Genomic DNA, 18,360 nt, shown 5'->3' on the forward strand with positions numbered 1-18,360 from the left:
GGTGTCGCATTGTATCGGAAAGCCGAGCGCCGTGCTCGGCCTTGCCGTTCCTCAAGCGGCCTCGACCTGCACGGGTACGCCATTGAGCGCAGCGTTTCCGGAAACCTGGTCCCGAAAGCGCTCATCGGTCAGGTCATTGGCACTCACGCCGGGTTGCGCCTGGGCGATCTGCAGGTGCACGCCCTGACGACCATGACCATAGCCATGGGGCAAGCTGACCACACCGGGCATCATGTCCTCGCAGGCCTGCACCTCGACCTCCAGTGAGCCAGTACGCGAACGGATGCGCACGCGCTGGCCATCCTGCAGTTGCCGCCGCTGTAAATCTTGCGGGTGCATCAACAACTGATGCCGTGGCTTGCCTTTCACCAGGCGATGGAAGTTGTGCATCCACGAGTTGTTGCTGCGCACATGGCGGCGCCCGATCAGCAGCAGCTCGCCCGGCACTGGGGGCGTCATTTGCGCCAGGCGGTGCAAGTCGTCCAGCAAGACCTGAGGGGCTGCTTCGACAGCCTTGCTGACGGTCGTCAAGCGCCCAGCGAGGTTGCTGCGTAAAGGCCCCAGGTCAAGCCCGTGCGGGTGATCGTCCAGTGTTGCCAGGGAGAGCTGCCAAGGCGTTGCTTCACCATAGCGCCCTTTGCGCAGGGCTTGATCAATCATCTGCGCAGGCGACCAGGTCGGCTTCAACGCCAACTCGGCACGCTTGGCAAACGCCTGGGCCAGGCCGACGAAGATCTCCCAGTCATGCAGTGCCCCCTCCGGCTTGGTCAGGATCGCCCGGTTGAAGCGCGTGACATTGCGCACTGCCAGCAAGTTGAAGGTGCTGTCGTAATGGTCGTTCTCCAGCGCTGAGGTGGAGGGCAGGATCAAGTCGGCATGGCGGGTGGTTTCGTTGATGTAGAGATCGATACTGAGCATGAACTCCAGACCCTCCAGCGCCGTATCCAGCTGGCGGCCGTTAGGCGTGGACAACACAGGGTTACCGGCAACGGTCACCAGGGCGCGCACCTGCCCTTCGCCCGGTGTTTGCATTTCCTCGGCCAGGGCAGCCACCGGCAGCTCGCCGCCGTACTCGGGCAAACCCGACACACGGCTCTGCCAGGCGTTGAAATGGCCGCCCGAGGTGGTTGCCACCAGGTCGACGGCAGGCTCCGTGCACAACGCGCCGCCTGTGCGGTCGAGGTTGCCGGTCACCAGGTTCACAAGTTGCACCAGCCAGTGGCAAAGGGTACCGAATGCTTGGGTCGAGACGCCCATGCGGCCGTAGCACACGGCCTGCCCGGCAGCGGCGAAGTCGCGTGCCAGCTGGCGAATATCCGCTGCAGCAATACCACATTGGGCGCTCACGGCCTCGGCACTGAACGGCGCAATGGCCTCGCGCACCTGCTGCAGGCCGTTGACCGGCAAGTGCGAGCCCCGTGCCAGGCCTTCTTCGAACAATGTGTTGAGCAAGCCGCACAACAGGGCTGCATCACCACCGGGGCGTATGAACAAATGGCTGTCAGCCATTGCCGCCGTTTCGCTACGCCGCGGGTCAACCACCACCAGGCGCCCACCACGCGCCCGCAGGGCCTTCAGGCGCTTCTCCACGTCCGGAACAGTCATGATGCTGCCATTGGAGGCCAGCGGGTTGCCGCCAAGAATCAGCATGAACCCCGTGTGGTCGATGTCCGGAATCGGCAGCAGCAGCCCATGCCCATACATCAAGTGGCTGACCAGGTGTTGGGGCAACTGGTCCACTGAAGTGGCTGAGAAACGGTTACGGGTCTTGAGCAGGCCCAGAAAGTAGTTGCTGTGGGTCATCAAGCCGTAATTGTGCACGCTCGGGTTGCCTTGGTAGACCGCCACGGCATTGCGCCCATGGGCTTGCTGGACCGCCCACAATTTTTCGGCTGCCAGTGCGAAAGCCTCATCCCAGCCAATGGCCTGCCAATGCTCGCCGACCCGCTTGTGGGGCTGGCGCAGGCGATCCGGGTCGTTCTGGATGTCCTGCAACGCCACGGCCTTGGGGCAGACATGGCCACGGCTGAACGGGTCCATGGGGTCGCCCTTGATCGAGCTGATCAGGGCCCGCCCGTCTTCCTCATGGCTGACTTCGATGTTGAGCCCGCAGATCGCTTCGCACAGGTGACAGGCACGGTGATGCAGGGTCTTGGTCATGGCCGCCTCTGCCTTGTTGTTGTCGAACAGTGACTATGCGCCCGCCCCCGCCCCGCGGCCAGTGCGCTTCGCCGCGTGAATCCACCGACATCAGGCGCACGATTTACGACAGCCATTTGCCAAATTGCCAGCAAGCCGTGTACAACCGTCTGTAGCAAATAAAGAACAGCACGGGCCAACGGGTAAAGACACCCTTTGCAATACCCTTTGCGATCACCCCGCTTTTCCCCCCTTGGCTTCAGGCGACATTTACTTATAGTATTGCGCCTTTCCCTATTTCGTCCGCCCCGTGCGGCTTACGCCGCAGGTCACCCCCGTTGTCAAAAAAACCATACGGTCGACCTGCATACCGTTGCAGATAAGGTAGTCACTCATGAGCGCTAGGCACTTTCTCTCCCTGCTGGACTTCACCACCGACGAATTGCTCGGGGTGATCCGCCGCGGCATCGAGCTGAAGGACCTGCGCAAGCGAGGCGTGCTGTTCGAACCGCTGAAGAACCGTGTGCTGGGCATGATCTTCGAAAAGTCCTCGACCCGTACCCGCGTGTCGTTCGAGGCCGGCATGATCCAGCTCGGCGGCCAGGCCATCTTCCTGTCGCCCCGCGACACCCAGCTGGGCCGCGGCGAGCCGATTGGTGACAGCGCCATCGTGCTGTCGAGCATGGTTGATGTGGTGATGATCCGGACCCACGCCCACAGCACCCTGACCGAGTTCGCCGCCAAGTCGCGTGTGCCCGTGATCAACGGCCTGTCCGACGAATCGCACCCGTGCCAACTGCTGGCCGACATGCAGACCTTCGTTGAACACCGCGGCTCGATTCAGGGCAAGACCGTGACCTGGATCGGCGATGGCTTCAACATGTGCAACTCCTATATCGAAGCCGCCAGGCAGTTCGATTTCCAGCTGCGCATCGCCTGCCCCGAAGGCTATGAGCCGGATCAACGCTTCATGGCACTGGGCGGTGACCGCGTGCAGATCATCCGGGATGCCAGGGAAGCTGTGCGTGATGCACACCTGGTGGTCACCGATGTCTGGACTTCCATGGGTCAGGAGGAGGAAACTGCACGGCGCCTGGCGCATTTCGCGCCTTACCAGGTCACCCGCGAACTGCTCGACCTGGCTGCACCCGATGTCCTCTTCATGCACTGCCTGCCCGCCCACCGTGGCGAGGAAATCAGCCAGGACCTGCTCGACGACCCACGTTCGGTCGCCTGGGACGAGGCTGAAAACCGCCTGCATGCACAGAAGGCGCTTCTCGAATTCCTTGTAGAACCGGCTTACCACCACGCATGAGTCAACCCCTACTGCTCAACCTGCGCAACCTCGCCTGCGGCTATGGCGACCAGCGCATCGTCCAGAACCTCAACCTGCACCTGAACGCAGGCGACATCGGTTGCCTGCTGGGTTCATCCGGTTGTGGCAAGACCACCACCCTGCGTGCCATCGCCGGTTTCGAGCCGGTGCACGAAGGTGAAATCCACCTGGCCGGTGAGGTCATTTCCCGGGCTGGCTTCACCCTGGCTCCGGAAAAGCGCCGCATCGGCATGGTATTTCAGGACTACGCGCTGTTCCCGCACCTGACCGTGGCGCAGAACATTGCCTTTGGTATCGCCAAACACCCACGCCAGGCCGCCGTCATCGAAGAGATGCTGGAGCTGGTCAAACTCGGCGGGCTGGGCGGGCGTTACCCGCATGAGCTGTCTGGCGGCCAGCAGCAACGTGTCGCCCTGGCCCGGGCGCTGGCGCCCGAGCCGCAACTGTTGCTGCTTGACGAGCCATTCTCCAACCTCGACGTGGAGCTGCGCCGGCGCCTGAGCCATGAGGTTCGCGATATTCTCAAAAGCCGCGGTACCAGCGCCATTCTGGTCACCCATGACCAGGAGGAAGCCTTTGCCGTCAGCGACCAGGTTGGCGTCTTCAAGGAAGGCCGCCTGGAACAGTGGGATACGCCGTATAACCTTTACCACGAACCGCAGACGCCATTCGTGGCGAGTTTCATCGGCCAGGGATACTTCATCCGTGGGCAAATGAGCAGCCACGAGGCAGTCAATACCGAAGTGGGTGAGCTGCGCGGTAACCGCGCCTACATCATGGCGCCGGGCAGTTCGGTGGATGTACTGCTGCGCCCGGATGATATCGTGCATGCACCTGGCAGCGCGCTCCTGGCGAACATCGTGGGCAAGAGTTTCCTTGGGGCATCCACGCTCTACCGCCTGCAGTTACCCACCGGCAGCCAGCTCGAAGCGATCTTCCCTAGCCACAACGACCACGAGATCGGTGAGAATGTGGAGATTGCAGTGAAGGCCGATCACCTCGTGCTATTCCCGGTACCGGGTAGCGTTGCAGCACAGTTGCCACGCCAGGAGAATGGCGTGCGTCGATACAGTTCGGCGACTTGACTTCAGCGCCAGGGGGCCGCTTGGCGGCCCCCTGTTCTCAGCCTCGACCAATCCCGGCAAACGTGCCCTGCGTATACTCCGCCAGCACCGCCGCTGCCAGCTCCACTTCCAGGCCACGCCTGCCAGCGCTGACATGGATAGTTGCAAAATTCTGCGCCGAGTCATCAATGAAGGTCCGCAGGCGCTTCTTCTGCCCCAGCGGGCTGATGCCACCCACCAGGTAACCGGTCGCCCGCTGCGCCGCCGCCGGGTCGGCCATCTCGCACTTCTTCACGCCGGCAGCATGGGCCAGGGCCTTGAGGTCCAGGGTACCCACCACAGGCACAACCGCTACCAGCAATTCCCCTTTCTCGCTGCTTGCCAGCAACGTCTTGAACACCTGTTGCGGGTCGAGCCCGAGCTTTTCTGCCGCCTCCAGGCCATACGACGCCGACTTCGGGTCATGTTCATAACTGTGCACACGATGCTCGGCACGGTGCTTCTTCAACAAGTCTAGGGCGGGGGTCATGCAAGGGCTCCAGTCAGGGACGACTCGGCGGCTACTTTAGGACAATTCCCACATCCCAGCCACCGCACCGCAATCGCGCGCGTCTAGTACAGGGATCAGCAGCTGATTCTAGCGACCATATCGTGACTGACCGTTCACTTTCGACCTTTGACATCAGCGTTTCTTGTCTATATTTTTTCGTTTCTGAATAAGCGGTGCACTTATAAGGTGCATTTCCTACATCACCCGGGGTCAATGGGGATAGACACCGGGTTTTGCTGTCGAGCGCCACGCGCCTCACAACAAAAAAAACGAGGTCATACATGACGACTGCTCTGCGCCAACCCACACTGTCCAGCCAATGCCTGGCCGAGTTTCTCGGCACCGCCCTGCTCATCTTCTTCGGTACCGGCTGCGTCGCCGCGCTCAAGGTGGCCGGCGCCAGCTTCGGGCTTTGGGAAATCAGTATCATCTGGGGTGTGGGCGTCAGCATGGCCATCTACCTCACCGCCGGTATTTCCGGTGCGCACCTGAACCCAGCCGTGAGTATCGCCCTCACACTGTTCGCAGGGTTCGACAAGCGCAAGCTGCCCTTCTACATGCTGGCCCAGGTATGCGGCGCATTCTGTGGCGCAGCACTGGTCTACACGTTGTACAGCAATCTGTTCTTCGATTTCGAACAAGCCCACGCCATGCTGCGCGGTAGCGAAGGCAGCCTGGAGCTGGCCTCGGTGTTCTCCACCTACCCGCACCCGTCGCTGTCCACCAGCCAGGCGTTTCTGGTCGAAGTGGTGATCACTGCCATTCTGATGGCCGTGATCATGGCCCTGACCGACGACAACAACGGCCTGCCGCGCGGCGCCATGGCCCCGCTGCTGATCGGCCTGCTGATTGCAGTGATTGGCAGCGCCATGGGCCCATTGACTGGCTTTGCGATGAACCCGGCCCGCGATTTCGGGCCAAAACTCATGACCTTCCTGGCCGGTTGGGGCGAAATCGCCTTCACTGGCGGGCGGGATATTCCCTATTTCCTGGTTCCGGTATTTGCACCGATCCTCGGCGCCTGCTTGGGTGCAGCGAGCTATCGCGGCCTGATTGCACGCAACCTGCCAATGGCGCCTGCCGCGACCCCTGAGACAAATGACATTCGCCAGGGCGATACTCAAGCCAATTGATGCCGCCATCACGCACAGCCCTGACCCCCTATTCTTGCAAGGCCTACGACCATGACAGACACCCAGGATAAGAACTACATCATCGCCCTGGACCAGGGTACCACCAGCTCACGGGCGATCATTTTCGACCGTGACGCCAATGTTGTAGGTACCTCCCAGCGCGAGTTCGCACAGCATTACCCGCAGGCGGGCTGGGTCGAGCATGACCCGATGGAGATTTTCGCCACACAAAGCGCCACCATGGTCGAGGCCCTTGCCCAGGCGGGTATCAGCCACGCCCAGGTCGCTGCGCTGGGCATCACCAACCAACGCGAAACCACGGTGGTGTGGGACAAGGAAACCGGACGCCCGGTGTACAACGCCATTGTCTGGCAGTGCCGCCGCAGCACCGAGATTTGTGCCCAGCTCAAGCGTGACGGCCACGAAGGCTACATTCGTGAAACCACCGGCCTGGTCACCGACCCGTATTTCTCCGGCACCAAGCTGAAGTGGATCCTCGACAATGTCGACGGCGCCCGTGAACGCGCCGAGCGTGGCGAACTGCTGTTCGGCACCATCGACACCTGGCTGATCTGGAAGTTTACGGGTGGCAAGGTTCACGTCACCGACTACACCAACGCCTCGCGCACGCTGATGTTCAACATCCACAGCCTGCAGTGGGACGACAAGCTGCTGCAAATCCTGGGCATCCCGCGGCAAATGCTGCCTGAGGTGCGCCCATCTTCGGAAGTGTACGGCCACACCAAGAGCGGCATTGCCATTGCCGGTATCGCCGGCGACCAGCAGTCGGCACTGTTCGGCCAGATGTGCGTTGAGCCGGGCCAAGCCAAGAATACCTACGGCACCGGCTGCTTCCTGTTGATGAACACGGGCGACCAGGCGGTGAAGTCGTCCCACGGCCTGCTCACGACCATTGCTTGCGGCCCGCGTGGTGAGGTGGCCTATGCACTGGAAGGTGCGGTATTCAATGGTGGCTCTACCGTGCAATGGCTGCGTGACGAACTGAAGATCGTCAACGACGCCCTGGATACCGAGTATTTCGCCAGCAAGGTCAAGGACAGCAACGGCGTGTACCTGGTGCCCGCCTTTACCGGCCTGGGTGCCCCGTACTGGGACCCGTATGCCCGCGGTGCGTTGTTCGGCCTGACACGTGGTGTAAAGGTGGACCACATCATTCGCGCCGCACTGGAGTCCATCGCCTACCAGACCCGCGATGTCCTCGACGCCATGCAGCAGGACTGTGGCCAGCGCTTGTCCGAGCTGCGCGTGGACGGTGGTGCAGTGGCCAACAACTTCCTCATGCAGTTCCAGGCCGACATCCTCGGCACCTGCGTCGAGCGGCCGCAGATGCGCGAAACCACGGCGCTGGGCGCCGCCTATCTGGCAGGCCTGGCCTGTGGCTTCTGGAGTGGCCTGGACGAGCTGCGCGACAAGGCGATCATCGAGCGTGAGTTCAGCCCGCAGTTGGACGAAACGCAGAAAGAAAAGCTGTATGCCGGCTGGAAGAAGGCGGTCGAGCGTACCCGTGACTGGGAAGATCACGAGGCATGATAGCTGTTGGGGCCGCCATGCGGCCCCAATCGTCCACTGGCCGTCATCCCCTTCCTACGGCATCATTGCAGAATTTGTCCGGCAGCCCCAAAGGACCGCCCATGAATCTGCCCCCTCGCCAACAACAAATCCTCGAACTGGTACGCGAACGCGGCTATGTCAGTATCGAGGAAATGGCGCAGCTGTTCGTTGTCACTCCCCAGACCATCCGACGCGACATCAACCAGCTTGCCGAGCTCAACCTGCTGCGTCGTTATCACGGCGGCGCAGCTTACGATTCGAGCATCGAGAACACCGCCTACGCCATGCGTGCCGATCAGATGCGCGACGAAAAGCAGCGCATTGCCGACGCCGTAGCCCGGCAGATTCCCGACCATGCGTCGCTGTTCATCAACATCGGCACCACCACCGAATCGATCGCACGGGCGCTGCTCAACCACAACCACCTGAAAGTCATCACCAACAACTTGCACGTGGCGGCGATCCTGGCCGCCAAGGACGATTTCGAAGTGCTGGTGGCGGGTGGCACGGTACGCCGTGATGGTGGTGTAGTCGGCCAGGCCAGTGTCGATTTCATCAACCAGTTCAAGGTCGACTTCGCCCTGGTGGGCATCAGCGGTATCGACGAGGATGGCAGCCTGCTCGATTTCGACTATCAGGAAGTGCGGGTGTCGCAAGCCATCATCGCCAATGCCCGGCAAGTGATCCTCGCGGCCGATTCCAGCAAGTTCGGGCGCAATGCCATGGTGCGTCTGGGCTCGATCGACCTGGTCGACTGCCTGGTGACCGACCAGACACCAACCCCGACCCTTACCCAATTGTTGAACCAGAACAAGATCAGGCTTGAGGTGGTTTGAGGGCTGGTGGGTGCATGCCGCCAGATGTGTGGCGGCCGTGAGATCAAGTGCGGCCCGCGCGGCGCATCGCGAGCGTGGCTCGCGCCTGCATCGGTTTCGGGCCAGTTATGCCTGAGACAGCGCCTCCCCAAGAACCAAAGTCACCCCCTAAATTTTCGGAAATGTTCACTTCGTTGTCATTTGATCAGTTTTTTCTATAGCGACTGACTGGCGACCGGCTTTCTGTTGCGCTAATATTTTCGCAAACGAACATCAATGTTCATATTCGATGTGAACAGCCCCAGGAGGCCTTGCCCGTGTCCCAGCCAGTTTCGTCCCAGCCCCCAACAGCCGACTGCTATGACCTTGTCGTGATCGGCGGTGGCATCAATGGCGTGGGCATCGCTGCCGACGCCGCTGGTCGCGGCTTGAAGGTCTTCCTTTGCGAAAAAGACGACCTGGCCCAACACACGTCGTCAGCCAGCAGCAAACTGATTCACGGTGGCCTGCGCTACCTGGAGCACTACGAGTTTCGCCTCGTACGCGAGGCCTTGGCTGAACGCGAAGTGCTGCTGGCCAAGGCCCCGCACATCGTCAAACCTATGCGCTTCGTGCTTCCGCACCGCCCGCACCTGCGCCCTGCATGGATGATCCGCGCCGGCCTGTTCCTCTACGACCACCTGGGCAAGCGCAAGCGCCTGGGCGCCTCGCGTAGCCTGCGCTTCGGCCCGGGCTACCCGCTGAAGCCGGCAATCACCCGCGGCTTCGAATACGCCGACTGCGCTGTCGATGACGCCCGCCTGGTAGTACTCAACGCCATGGCGGCCCGTGAGCTGGGCGCACACATCCACACCCGCACCCGCTGCTTGCGCGCCGAACGTGTAGAGGGCTTGTGGCAGGTAGAACTGCAGCACGCCGACGGCAGCCTCCAGACGATCCATACCCGCGCGCTGGTCAACGCCGCCGGCCCGTGGGTGGCCAGCTTCATCAAGGACGACCTCAAGCTCGATGCGCCTTACGGCATCCGCCTGATCCAGGGCAGCCACATTATCGTGCCGCGCCTGTATGAAGGTGAACATGCCTATATTCTGCAGAATGAAGACCAGCGCATCGTCTTCTGCATCCCTTACCTGGACCGGTTTACCCTGATCGGCACCACTGACCGGGAATACAGCGGCGACCCTGCCGCGGTCGCCATTACCGAGCAGGAAACACATTACCTGTTGAAGGTCGTCAACGAGCACTTCAACCACCAACTGAGCCAAGCCGACATCCTGCATACCTACTCCGGCGTTCGGCCGCTGTGCAACGACGAGTCGGACAACCCTTCGGCGGTGACCCGGGACTACACACTCGCCCTTTCGGCAGAAGCTGGCCAGGCACCGCTGCTGTCGGTGTTCGGTGGCAAGCTCACCACCTACCGCAAGCTGGCCGAATCGGCCATGGCTGAACTCAAGCCCTTCTTCACCCAGATGCGCGGCCCCTGGACCGCCAGTGCGCCACTGCCGGGCGCAGAGGGCATGACAACGGTACAGGCGCTGATCGATGCCGTACTGGCACGGTGCGGCTGGTTGCCTGTAGACCTGGCCAAACGCTGGGTGCTCACCTATGGCAGCCGTGTGTGGCGACTGCTCGATGGCGTTCACGGCCCCGAAGACCTCGGGCAGGCTATCGGGGCCGGGCTGTTCACCCGCGAGGTGGACTACCTGCTGGAAGAGGAATGGGCAGAGCAAACCGCTGACATTATCTGGCGTCGCACCAAGCTGGGCCTGTCGTTGACCGCACAGGAGCAGATGGCACTGGAGGCGTATCTGCAGCAAGCCCGCAAGGTGCGCGCGAATAGCCGCGCAGCCTGATACCGACGGTGAAGCCCTCTTGATCCGTCAAGGGGGCGTATTCGCCCAGCGCTCGTAGGCTTCACGCGCCAACCGCGCCAGCAATGCCCGCTCGCTGCGATCGAAATCAGCCTTCAGTGCTTCACAGCGTTGCAGAAACTCGCTTTCGTTGATCACTTGCTCATCTACCTGAACCTGTAGGGCCTCCATGCGCTGGTGCAGTGGCTGTACCAGGTCTTCAAATCGCTGCGCATGAAACTCGCGCGCGTATTGCTCCCAGAAAGGCCGCTGTGCCAACGAGGCAATCAGGGCATCCGTCGACTCATTTTGCAGAACCGCGTCCTGGACCCGCAGCAGGTCGCTGGTGGTTACGTTTGCAAAACTTGGGTAGTGCATTTCGTCGAGCTCGATCGGCAAGCCCAACGGACGCGCAAGCCGCTGTCGGTAAAAAAGCCTTGTCTCGATTTCATCGATATGTGGGGCGTGCTCGGCATGCATGCGTTGCACGTGCAACGTCGCGTGGCGGTCGACCTCGTCCAGGCGAAACAAACCACGCGCCAGGCTCAGCAAACGAGCTTCCATCCGGCTGCCATGAGCATCTTCGACGGCACGCAGTACCAAAACCCCAATTTCCATCTGCTCCAGCAACAGCAGCAGGCGGTCCTCACAACTGCGCCGGCCAGATGCCTCAAGAAACAATTGATGACGCAACTGCTCGTGCTGCTCACACGTTTCCAGAATCCGCCAGATTCGGCTGCGGTAATGCCCAGGGTGCTGTTCAAAGTCCTCGCCGTGGACGAAGTCTGCCAGAAAGCGGAACATTCCATCTGAGTGCGGTTCCTCAAGCAGCGCCGTCCATATGGCCTGCTGGCGATCACGTTCAGCGTCGGCTGTGCTGTTGGCCCAGGTATTGAACAGGTCACTGTCAATGGCGCGATGGCGTGCGGACGCTGACCCCCACTGCCCTGGGGTTACACCTCGTGCCTCATCGAGCAGTAATGCGTCAGCTTCGCCAAGTGGATTATCGTGCAAGGACAACTGGTGCACCTGCAGGCGCAGCTGCTGCAACTCTCGGCGCAGCGTGCGAATGTTGTTGTTTCGCAAGTCTATGTGGGCACGAAATGAAATCCGCTCAGGCAACGCCTCAAGGCCAGCAGAGCGCAAGTTGACTTCACGCAAATTGCCCAGGCGCGTCAGTACCGGCGCCCTTCCCAGCGGGTTGTGGCTGAGGTCGAGGTACCGCAGCGCGCTCATCCCGGCAAGACGCAATTCACCGGCCTCATCCATTATCACGCTGTTGCGACGCAGGTTTAGCTGCCGCAGGCGGGGCAAATGTTCAATGCCGTGAGGGATCGCAGTCAGGCGATTGCCGGACAGGTCGAGCTCAATCAGGTTGGGAAAACGTCGAAGGAAGTCTCCATTGATTTCACCAAGGCGCAGGTCACTGAGGATCAGCCGTCGTACATGATCAAAGCTAACCCCCTCCGGTAATTCGGGCAGACTCCCGATACGCTCTCCGCTGATGATCAGCGCGTAGTCCCCGGCCTCGTCGGTTATCTTGCGCCGCCAGCTTCGCCGTATGGCAGTAGCGACCCGACGGCGGCGCAGCGCGTCCAGTGGGTTACTGGCATCCCTGCGCCACTGACGCAGGCTCTGACGCAGGCGTGTCAACTGCCCCGTGAGCTGGCTGTAGTGCTCCCACAACCCTACTCGCCGCTCCATGAGGGCAAGCAGATAGGCTTGTAGCTCCCCGTCTGTCATCGTCGGAAACACTTGGTGAATACCACGCCCTATGGCACGCCGACTGCTCTCGCCTCGCCCACTCAAGGCATACCCGATACGCCCATCTCCGAAACGGGTCGGGGGTCGCAGGCCAACACCCAGACGCGGCATGCCGCAGAGCTCAGCCGCTTGGGTGCGATCACCGGCAGCCGCCTCGATCAGCAACGAGCCAAGGGCGCCTGGACTGACAGCGGCATCGCCGAGATCGGCTGTCTGCGTCTCATCCAGCGCAGCCAACAGTGCCGCCAGGTAGGGGCCGGATGTGCCTTGACCGGCGTAGCGGTAGCCGTCGCCGCGGCGCACGATACACCGTACATCCTGCGCAGACTCTGCGCCGATACCGGCCAGATACCGGCCACTCGGGCTACCTTCGCGCAGTTCGATGCGCAGGGTGTCCGGCCATTTCAGCTGACGCTCGAGCAAGCCCAAAGCCAGGCGTTCGGTGTCCGGATTGACGCAACGCGGCAGGCGCAAACCGGCACAGGCCCTGTCCAGACGGCTTTCGCGCAGCAACCATCGTGCACGCTCGGCCACTGCCAAAGGGATCCGCTGCGCGGTGCTGAGTGTATCGAGCTGCGCACCGCTGCATTGCTGAAGCAGCTCACGAGTACAGCGAGCCGACAGGCCGGGGAAAGTGCGCCGCAATATCCGCTCGATGCCATTGGGCTGCACTTGCCGATCAGCAACGTACTGCGCCAGTCGCGGCGCGCTGAAGTCCGGGTGTAATTCATGTGCCTGATAAAGCTCCAGGGCATCGAGCAACCGTGCAGGTGCGCCCATGTGCTCAACGTGTAAACGGCGAATCTGCGCTTCACTCAGCCCTGTCACCTGGAGCAGGTAGTCGCATGTCGGTTCCGGTAGCTCTGCCAGGGGCGTACTCAGGCGGCGCACCAGGTTGGCCCGCCCTTCCCAGTACTGTGGAGTTTCGAGTTCATGGCGCCAGCCACCGGCGCCATTCTGCTCTATCGCTGGCCGGTAGGCCCTGGGGCGACCAGGGTGCAGGATCCTGGAGCGACCATCCTGCGGATCCTCCATCACCCGATAACGCCCCTCATCGAGGTGCCATAACCATTCCTGTGCGCCAGCACCACGCAATGGTTGGGCATCGTAACCGGGCAGATCCGTGGCCATGAGCCTGACCTTGCCTGCGGAGGTGCACACCGGTGCCAAGTCATCCACGAAGGCCAGACGCTCAAGGGCACGCACGGCCACTTGGCTGCCGGCTGCGATCATCCCGCCGACCACGACGTTTTCGGCAACGTTGAACAGGTGGTTCAACGCCCCTTCGCGGTCACCCATGCGCCAATCTTCATACCCTTCATACACTTCGTCAGCAATCTGAACCGCGTTTGCCACTAGCAGCACTTCGCCAAGCACAGGCACGAACGCCCCCGCCACGTTCAGCACATTCAAACCCAGCTCTTTGTAGCCCTGCATGCGCGCTTCGCGGTCTTCGTCATCTTCGACATCAGTGGGCACAGCGAGCACCTTGGCGTCATCCCTGATCTTGGCAAGGTGTTGCCGACGCAGGTGTACGAACGGTGCGTCAGTGATCGGTGCAGAACGGGCGTCGAGTTCCACCCCGGCTGCCGATGCCTGCGCAACCCGTTCGTTCAATACCCGATAGAAATTGATGCGCTCACGCTCGGTAATGAAGCGCGCGAAAAAGCGCCGATAGGCCGGCGCAAGGAAGCGCTTTCCAAGGTAGTTGTCGAGTGCATCCCAGCTGGCATGACGGGAGACGGGCTGATGAGGGTCATCGGGTATCCAGAGCACCACCGACTCCACTGCGCCATCAGCGCAGGGACGCACTTCCAGCGTCAGCACGCCCTGAACCGGGCGGCCCAGCAGGTACAACTGCCGGGGCACCACAGTGCCCACCAGCGCAGGCACCACCGGTTTTTCGGCAATAAGTGGCAACAGAAAAAAATACGTGCGCTCGTCAATGTCCTGTTTCAACGCAGCGACCCGCATCGCCACCTCGAAATGGGCCTTGAAACTCGCCTCGAACAGCCCGTGCAAGCGGGAAACGGCCTGGCCCGGCTCATCCTCCGGGCCATCTTCAGGCTGTAGATGGTGCGTGAGCAACGCCTGGTACTTGCCCCCTGCGTCGACCTCGCGACATGCGGAGGCAAACGCGTGGAAGCTCATCGGCAGGCGGTTACCGTTGCCATCGACCAGTTCACCTTTGAGCGTGAGCCCGGGGCGTGTCTCCCTGCGATGATAGTTATGCAGCGCCGCCTCCAGCAATGACCGCCTGGAGCGGCGAACATAGGTGGGCCGCAGCAGCACAGGCGAAGCGCTGGGCAGCAACAGCCGCTGCGAGACCCGTACCCTCCAGCCCGTCACGTCCGGGTTGCTGAAGCCGCTCTTGCGCAGTTTCGTTTTGAGCAACGCTGCTGCGTAGGCCTGCAAAGAAGGGATGGCCTGGAGGATCGGGCCAAGCCGCGCATTGCAGTTCGCCTGCCGCCGCAGGGCGTTACGTAACGCATCGAGCCTTTCCGGTTGCGCGTGGTCGACTAGCCATCCAGGCAAGTTTTGGGCAATCAGGCTATCGATGGAATCGTTCGGGGGCCGGTGCGGTGACATCTGTGGAGCTCTCCAGGCAAAGAGCAGAGCACACTACGTCTGCGCCCTTGCCGCGCACTGCATAGTTACCACACGCGATATCTGGATGTGCGGCGACCCATGCGTTCGGATAACCGAACGAGCAAACGCCATTTATTCGGCCTAGCGAACCCCGGAGAGATGTCGAGACTGTCAAGCGCGAGCAATACAAGCGGTTTAAGGTCGACAGCAGGGCTTGGCACGAGTCATGCTCTACACTTGGTAGCCGAATGCACCCGCTTCTTGCTGTATTCGTTGAACGAAGAGTCCGCCAACGGCTCCATAAAAAAAACAAACACGTCGAGGAAAATTTGATGCGTATCGTTCGTCAATTGCTGGGCGCAGCCATCGCGGCTGCAGTCATCGCTTCGCCGGCCATGGCCGAGGAGCTCACCGGCACCCTGAAGAAGATCAAGGAATCGGGCACCATCACACTGGGGCACCGCGACTCCTCCATTCCATTTTCCTACCTGGCCGGCAAACCCGAGCCCGTCGGTTACTCGCATGACATCCAGCTGGCCGTCGTCGACGCGCTGAAAAAGCAACTGGGCACGGACATCAAGGTCCGTTACAACCTGGTCACCTCGCAAACCCGTATTCCGCTGGTGCAGAACGGCACCGTCGACCTGGAGTGCGGCTCCACCACCAACAACGTCGAGCGCCAGCAGCAAGTCGGCTTCTCGGTCGGCATCTTCGAAGTCGGTACCCGCCTGTTGACCAAGGTCAAGGACGGTCAGCCTGCATACAAAGACTTCCCGGACCTGGCCGGCAAGAACGTGGTGACCACCGCTGGTACCACCTCCGAGCGCATCCTCAAGGCGATGAACGCCGACAAGCAGATGAAGATGAACGTGATTTCCGCCAAGGACCACGGTGAAGCCTTCAACATGCTCGAAAGCGGCCGCGCCGTGGCCTTCATGATGGACGACGCCCTGCTCGCCGGTGAAATGGCCAAGGCGCGCAAGCCATCCGACTGGGTCATCACCGGTACGCCACAGTCGTACGAAATCTACGGCTGCATGGTGCGCAAGGAAGACGCTGCGTTCAAGAAAGCGGTCGACGACGCCATCGTGGCCTACTTCAAGTCGGGCGAAGTCAACAAAAGCTACGACAAGTGGTTCCAGCAGCCGATTCCACCAAAGGGCCTGAACCTCCAGTTCCCGATGAGCGACGAGCTGAAAAAACTGATCGCCGAGCCGACCGACAAGGCTGCGGACGAGAAGAAGTCCTGATCCTCAGCAAATAGTGGCCTGGTGCTCACAAGCACGAATCAATTCTGCAGGCCACTCATTAGTGTCTAACCTTTCATCCGAGGGCGCCTTGCGCCCCCGGATGCTCGAAGGTGCCCGTGAAACAACCGTCTGAGGGGAAATCCCGATGAATTACAACTGGGACTGGGGCGTGTTCTTCAAGTCCACCGGCGTGGGCAGCGAAACCTATCTGGACTGGTACATCACCGGCCTGGGCTGGACCATCGCCATCGCCATCACCGCCTGGATCATCGCGCTGCTGCTGGGGTCAGTCCTCGGTGTCATGCGCACCGTACCGAACCGCCTGGTATCGGGTATCGCCACCGCCTACGTGGAACTGTTCCGCAACGTGCCACTGCTGGTGCAACTGTTCATCTGGTACTTCCTGGTACCGGACCTTCTGCCAGAAGGCTTGCAGGAATGGTTCAAGCAGGACCTCAACCCGACCACTTCGGCGCTGATCAGCGTGGTCGTCTGCCTGGGCCTGTTCACCGCCGCACGCGTCTGTGAGCAAGTGCGTACCGGTATCCAGGCGCTGCCCAAAGGCCAGGAAGCTGCCGCCCGCGCCATGGGCTTCAGCCTCCCGCAGATCTACAACAATGTGCTGCTGCCGCAGGCCTACCGGATCATCATTCCGCCGCTCACCTCAGAGTTCCTCAACGTGTTCAAGAACTCCTCGGTGGCGTCGCTGATCGGCCTGATGGAGCTGCTGGCGCAGACCAAACAGACCGCAGAGTTTTCCGCCAACCTGTTCGAGGCGTTCACCCTGGCCACGCTGATCTACTTCACCCTGAACATGGGCCTGATGCTGCTCATGCGCATGATCGAGAAGAAAGTCGCCGTGCCTGGCCTGATTTCCGTGGGGGGCAAGTAAATGGAAATGGATTTCAGCGAAATCATCCCTGCCCTGCCTGCCCTCTGGGAGGGCATGGTCATGACCCTCAAACTGATGGTCATGGGCGTCATCGGCGGTATCGTGCTGGGCACCATCCTGGCCCTGATGCGCCTGTCGTCGAGCAAACTGTTGTCGAACCTGGCCGGTGCCTACGTCAACTACTTCCGCTCGATCCCGCTGCTGCTGGTGATCACCTGGTTCTACCTGGCGGTGCCGTTCGTGCTGCGCTGGATCACCGGCGAAGATACCCCGGTGGGTGCCTTCACCTCCTGCGTGGTCGCCTTCATGATGTTCGAGGCCGCGTATTTCTGCGAAATCGTCCGCGCTGGTGTGCAGTCGATCTCCAAGGGCCAGATGGGCGCCGCACAAGCGCTGGGCATGAACTACGCACAGACCATGCGCCTGATCATCCTGCCCCAGGCCTTCCGCAAGATGACCCCGCTGCTGCTGCAGCAGAGCATCATCCTGTTCCAGGACACCTCGCTGGTATACACCGTGGGCCTGGTCGACTTCCTCAACTCGGCACGCTCCAACGGCGACATCATCGGACGCTCCCATGAGTTCCTGATCTTCGCCGGCGTCGTCTACTTCCTCATCAGCTTCTCCGCTTCGTGGCTGGTCAAGCGCCTGCAAAAAAGGATCACCGTATGATTTCCATCAAGAACGTCAACAAGTGGTACGGCGACTTCCAGGTACTGACCGACTGCAGCACCGAGGTCAAGAAAGGTGAGGTGGTGGTGGTTTGTGGCCCGTCGGGCTCGGGCAAGTCCACCCTGATCAAGTGCGTCAACGCGCTGGAGCCGTTCCAGAAGGGCGACATCGTGGTCGATGGCACTTCGATTGCCGACCCGAAGACCAACCTGCCCAAGCTGCGCTCGCGCGTGGGCATGGTGTTCCAGCACTTCGAGCTGTTCCCGCACCTGACCATCACCGAGAACCTGACCATTGCCCAGCGCAAGGTGCTGGGCCGCAGCGAGGCGGAGGCCACCAAGAAGGGCCTGGCGCTGCTAGAGCGTGTAGGCCTCAGTGCCCATGCCAAGAAACACCCCGGCCAGCTCTCCGGTGGCCAGCAGCAGCGCGTGGCCATCGCCCGCGCCCTGGCGATGGACCCGATCGTCATGCTGTTCGACGAACCCACCTCGGCACTGGACCCGGAAATGGTCAGCGAGGTACTGGACGTGATGGTTCAACTGGCCCAAGAAGGCATGACCATGATGTGCGTAACCCACGAGATGGGCTTTGCCCGCAAAGTCGCCAACCGGGTCATTTTCATGGACAAGGGCAGTATCATCGAAGACTGCACCAAGGAAGCGTTCTTCGGTGACCAGAGCGCCCGCGACCAGCGCACCCAGCACTTCCTCAGCAAGATCCTGCAGCACTGA

13 protein-coding genes are annotated in these 18,360 nt (G+C 61.3%); 10 read left to right on the top strand and 3 right to left on the bottom strand.

Features of this window, described 5'->3' with window-relative positions; translation table 11 throughout:
• Positions 1–51: 51 nt before the first annotated feature.
• Entirely contained in the window at positions 52–2,160 is a 2,109-nt protein-coding gene (locus ACK59Z_RS12080; protein WP_108191763.1) for a molybdopterin oxidoreductase family protein, read from the bottom strand.
• Positions 2,161–2,533: 373 nt separating this feature from the next.
• On the opposite strand from ACK59Z_RS12080, the gene argF reads away from it, so the two are divergent.
• A complete protein-coding gene (gene argF / locus ACK59Z_RS12085; protein ID WP_003254953.1) occupies positions 2,534–3,454 on the top strand; it encodes an ornithine carbamoyltransferase in 921 nt (306 codons plus the stop codon).
• Positions 3,451–4,560: an ABC transporter ATP-binding protein gene (locus ACK59Z_RS12090; protein ID WP_014589910.1), complete on the top strand. Its 1,110-nt coding sequence runs from the start codon at positions 3,451–3,453 to the stop codon at positions 4,558–4,560. The genes argF and ACK59Z_RS12090 overlap by 4 nt, the downstream gene beginning before the upstream one ends.
• A gap of 37 nt (positions 4,561–4,597) precedes the next feature.
• Here ACK59Z_RS12090 and ybaK read toward each other — a convergent pair whose 3' ends face one another.
• The gene (gene ybaK / locus ACK59Z_RS12095) at positions 4,598–5,068 is read right to left on the bottom strand and encodes a Cys-tRNA(Pro) deacylase (RefSeq protein WP_003254957.1); all 471 of its coding nucleotides are present in this window, start codon (positions 5,066–5,068) and stop codon (positions 4,598–4,600) included.
• A 302-nt stretch (positions 5,069–5,370) separates the two neighbouring features.
• Between ybaK and ACK59Z_RS12100 the strand changes: the two genes are divergently transcribed.
• From ACK59Z_RS12100 to glpD, 4 genes are all read left to right on the top strand, one after another.
• Positions 5,371–6,222: an MIP/aquaporin family protein gene (locus ACK59Z_RS12100; protein WP_003254959.1), complete on the top strand. Its 852-nt coding sequence runs from the start codon at positions 5,371–5,373 to the stop codon at positions 6,220–6,222.
• A 51-nt stretch (positions 6,223–6,273) separates the two neighbouring features.
• Positions 6,274–7,773 carry a glycerol kinase GlpK gene (gene glpK, locus ACK59Z_RS12105; protein WP_004575666.1) on the top strand — a complete coding sequence of 500 codons (1,500 nt, stop codon included), beginning with the start codon at positions 6,274–6,276 and terminating at the stop codon, positions 7,771–7,773.
• A 101-nt stretch (positions 7,774–7,874) separates the two neighbouring features.
• Entirely contained in the window at positions 7,875–8,630 is a 756-nt protein-coding gene (gene glpR, locus ACK59Z_RS12110) for a DNA-binding transcriptional repressor GlpR (protein ID WP_003254962.1), read from the top strand.
• A 296-nt stretch (positions 8,631–8,926) separates the two neighbouring features.
• A complete protein-coding gene (glpD, locus tag ACK59Z_RS12115; protein WP_003254964.1) occupies positions 8,927–10,465 on the top strand; it encodes a glycerol-3-phosphate dehydrogenase in 1,539 nt (512 codons plus the stop codon).
• Positions 10,466–10,492: 27 nt separating this feature from the next.
• Here the strand turns inward: glpD and ACK59Z_RS12120 are convergent, their stop codons facing one another.
• The gene (locus tag ACK59Z_RS12120; RefSeq protein ID WP_108191765.1) at positions 10,493–14,815 is read right to left on the bottom strand and encodes an NEL-type E3 ubiquitin ligase domain-containing protein; all 4,323 of its coding nucleotides are present in this window, start codon (positions 14,813–14,815) and stop codon (positions 10,493–10,495) included.
• Between the two features lie 332 nt (positions 14,816–15,147).
• Here ACK59Z_RS12120 and ACK59Z_RS12125 point away from each other — a divergent pair, with 332 nt between their 5' ends.
• The 4 genes from ACK59Z_RS12125 (at position 15,148) to ACK59Z_RS12140 (ending at position 18,360) form a co-directional block, all read left to right on the top strand.
• Positions 15,148–16,065 carry a glutamate/aspartate ABC transporter substrate-binding protein gene (locus ACK59Z_RS12125; RefSeq protein WP_047605032.1) on the top strand — a complete coding sequence of 306 codons (918 nt, stop codon included), beginning with the start codon at positions 15,148–15,150 and terminating at the stop codon, positions 16,063–16,065.
• 145 nt (positions 16,066–16,210) lie between these two features.
• Positions 16,211–16,957 carry an amino acid ABC transporter permease gene (locus ACK59Z_RS12130; RefSeq protein WP_003254968.1) on the top strand — a complete coding sequence of 249 codons (747 nt, stop codon included), beginning with the start codon at positions 16,211–16,213 and terminating at the stop codon, positions 16,955–16,957.
• A complete protein-coding gene (locus ACK59Z_RS12135) occupies positions 16,958–17,629 on the top strand; it encodes an amino acid ABC transporter permease (RefSeq protein ID WP_012051387.1) in 672 nt (223 codons plus the stop codon).
• Positions 17,626–18,360, top strand: a complete 735-nt coding sequence (locus ACK59Z_RS12140; RefSeq protein ID WP_003254971.1) for an amino acid ABC transporter ATP-binding protein — start codon at positions 17,626–17,628, stop codon at positions 18,358–18,360. Before ACK59Z_RS12135 ends, ACK59Z_RS12140 begins: the two co-directional genes overlap by 4 nt.

The organism is Pseudomonas sp. KCJK9058 (genome assembly GCF_046230975.1).
Lineage (GTDB): Bacteria > Pseudomonadota > Gammaproteobacteria > Pseudomonadales > Pseudomonadaceae > Aquipseudomonas > Aquipseudomonas alloputida.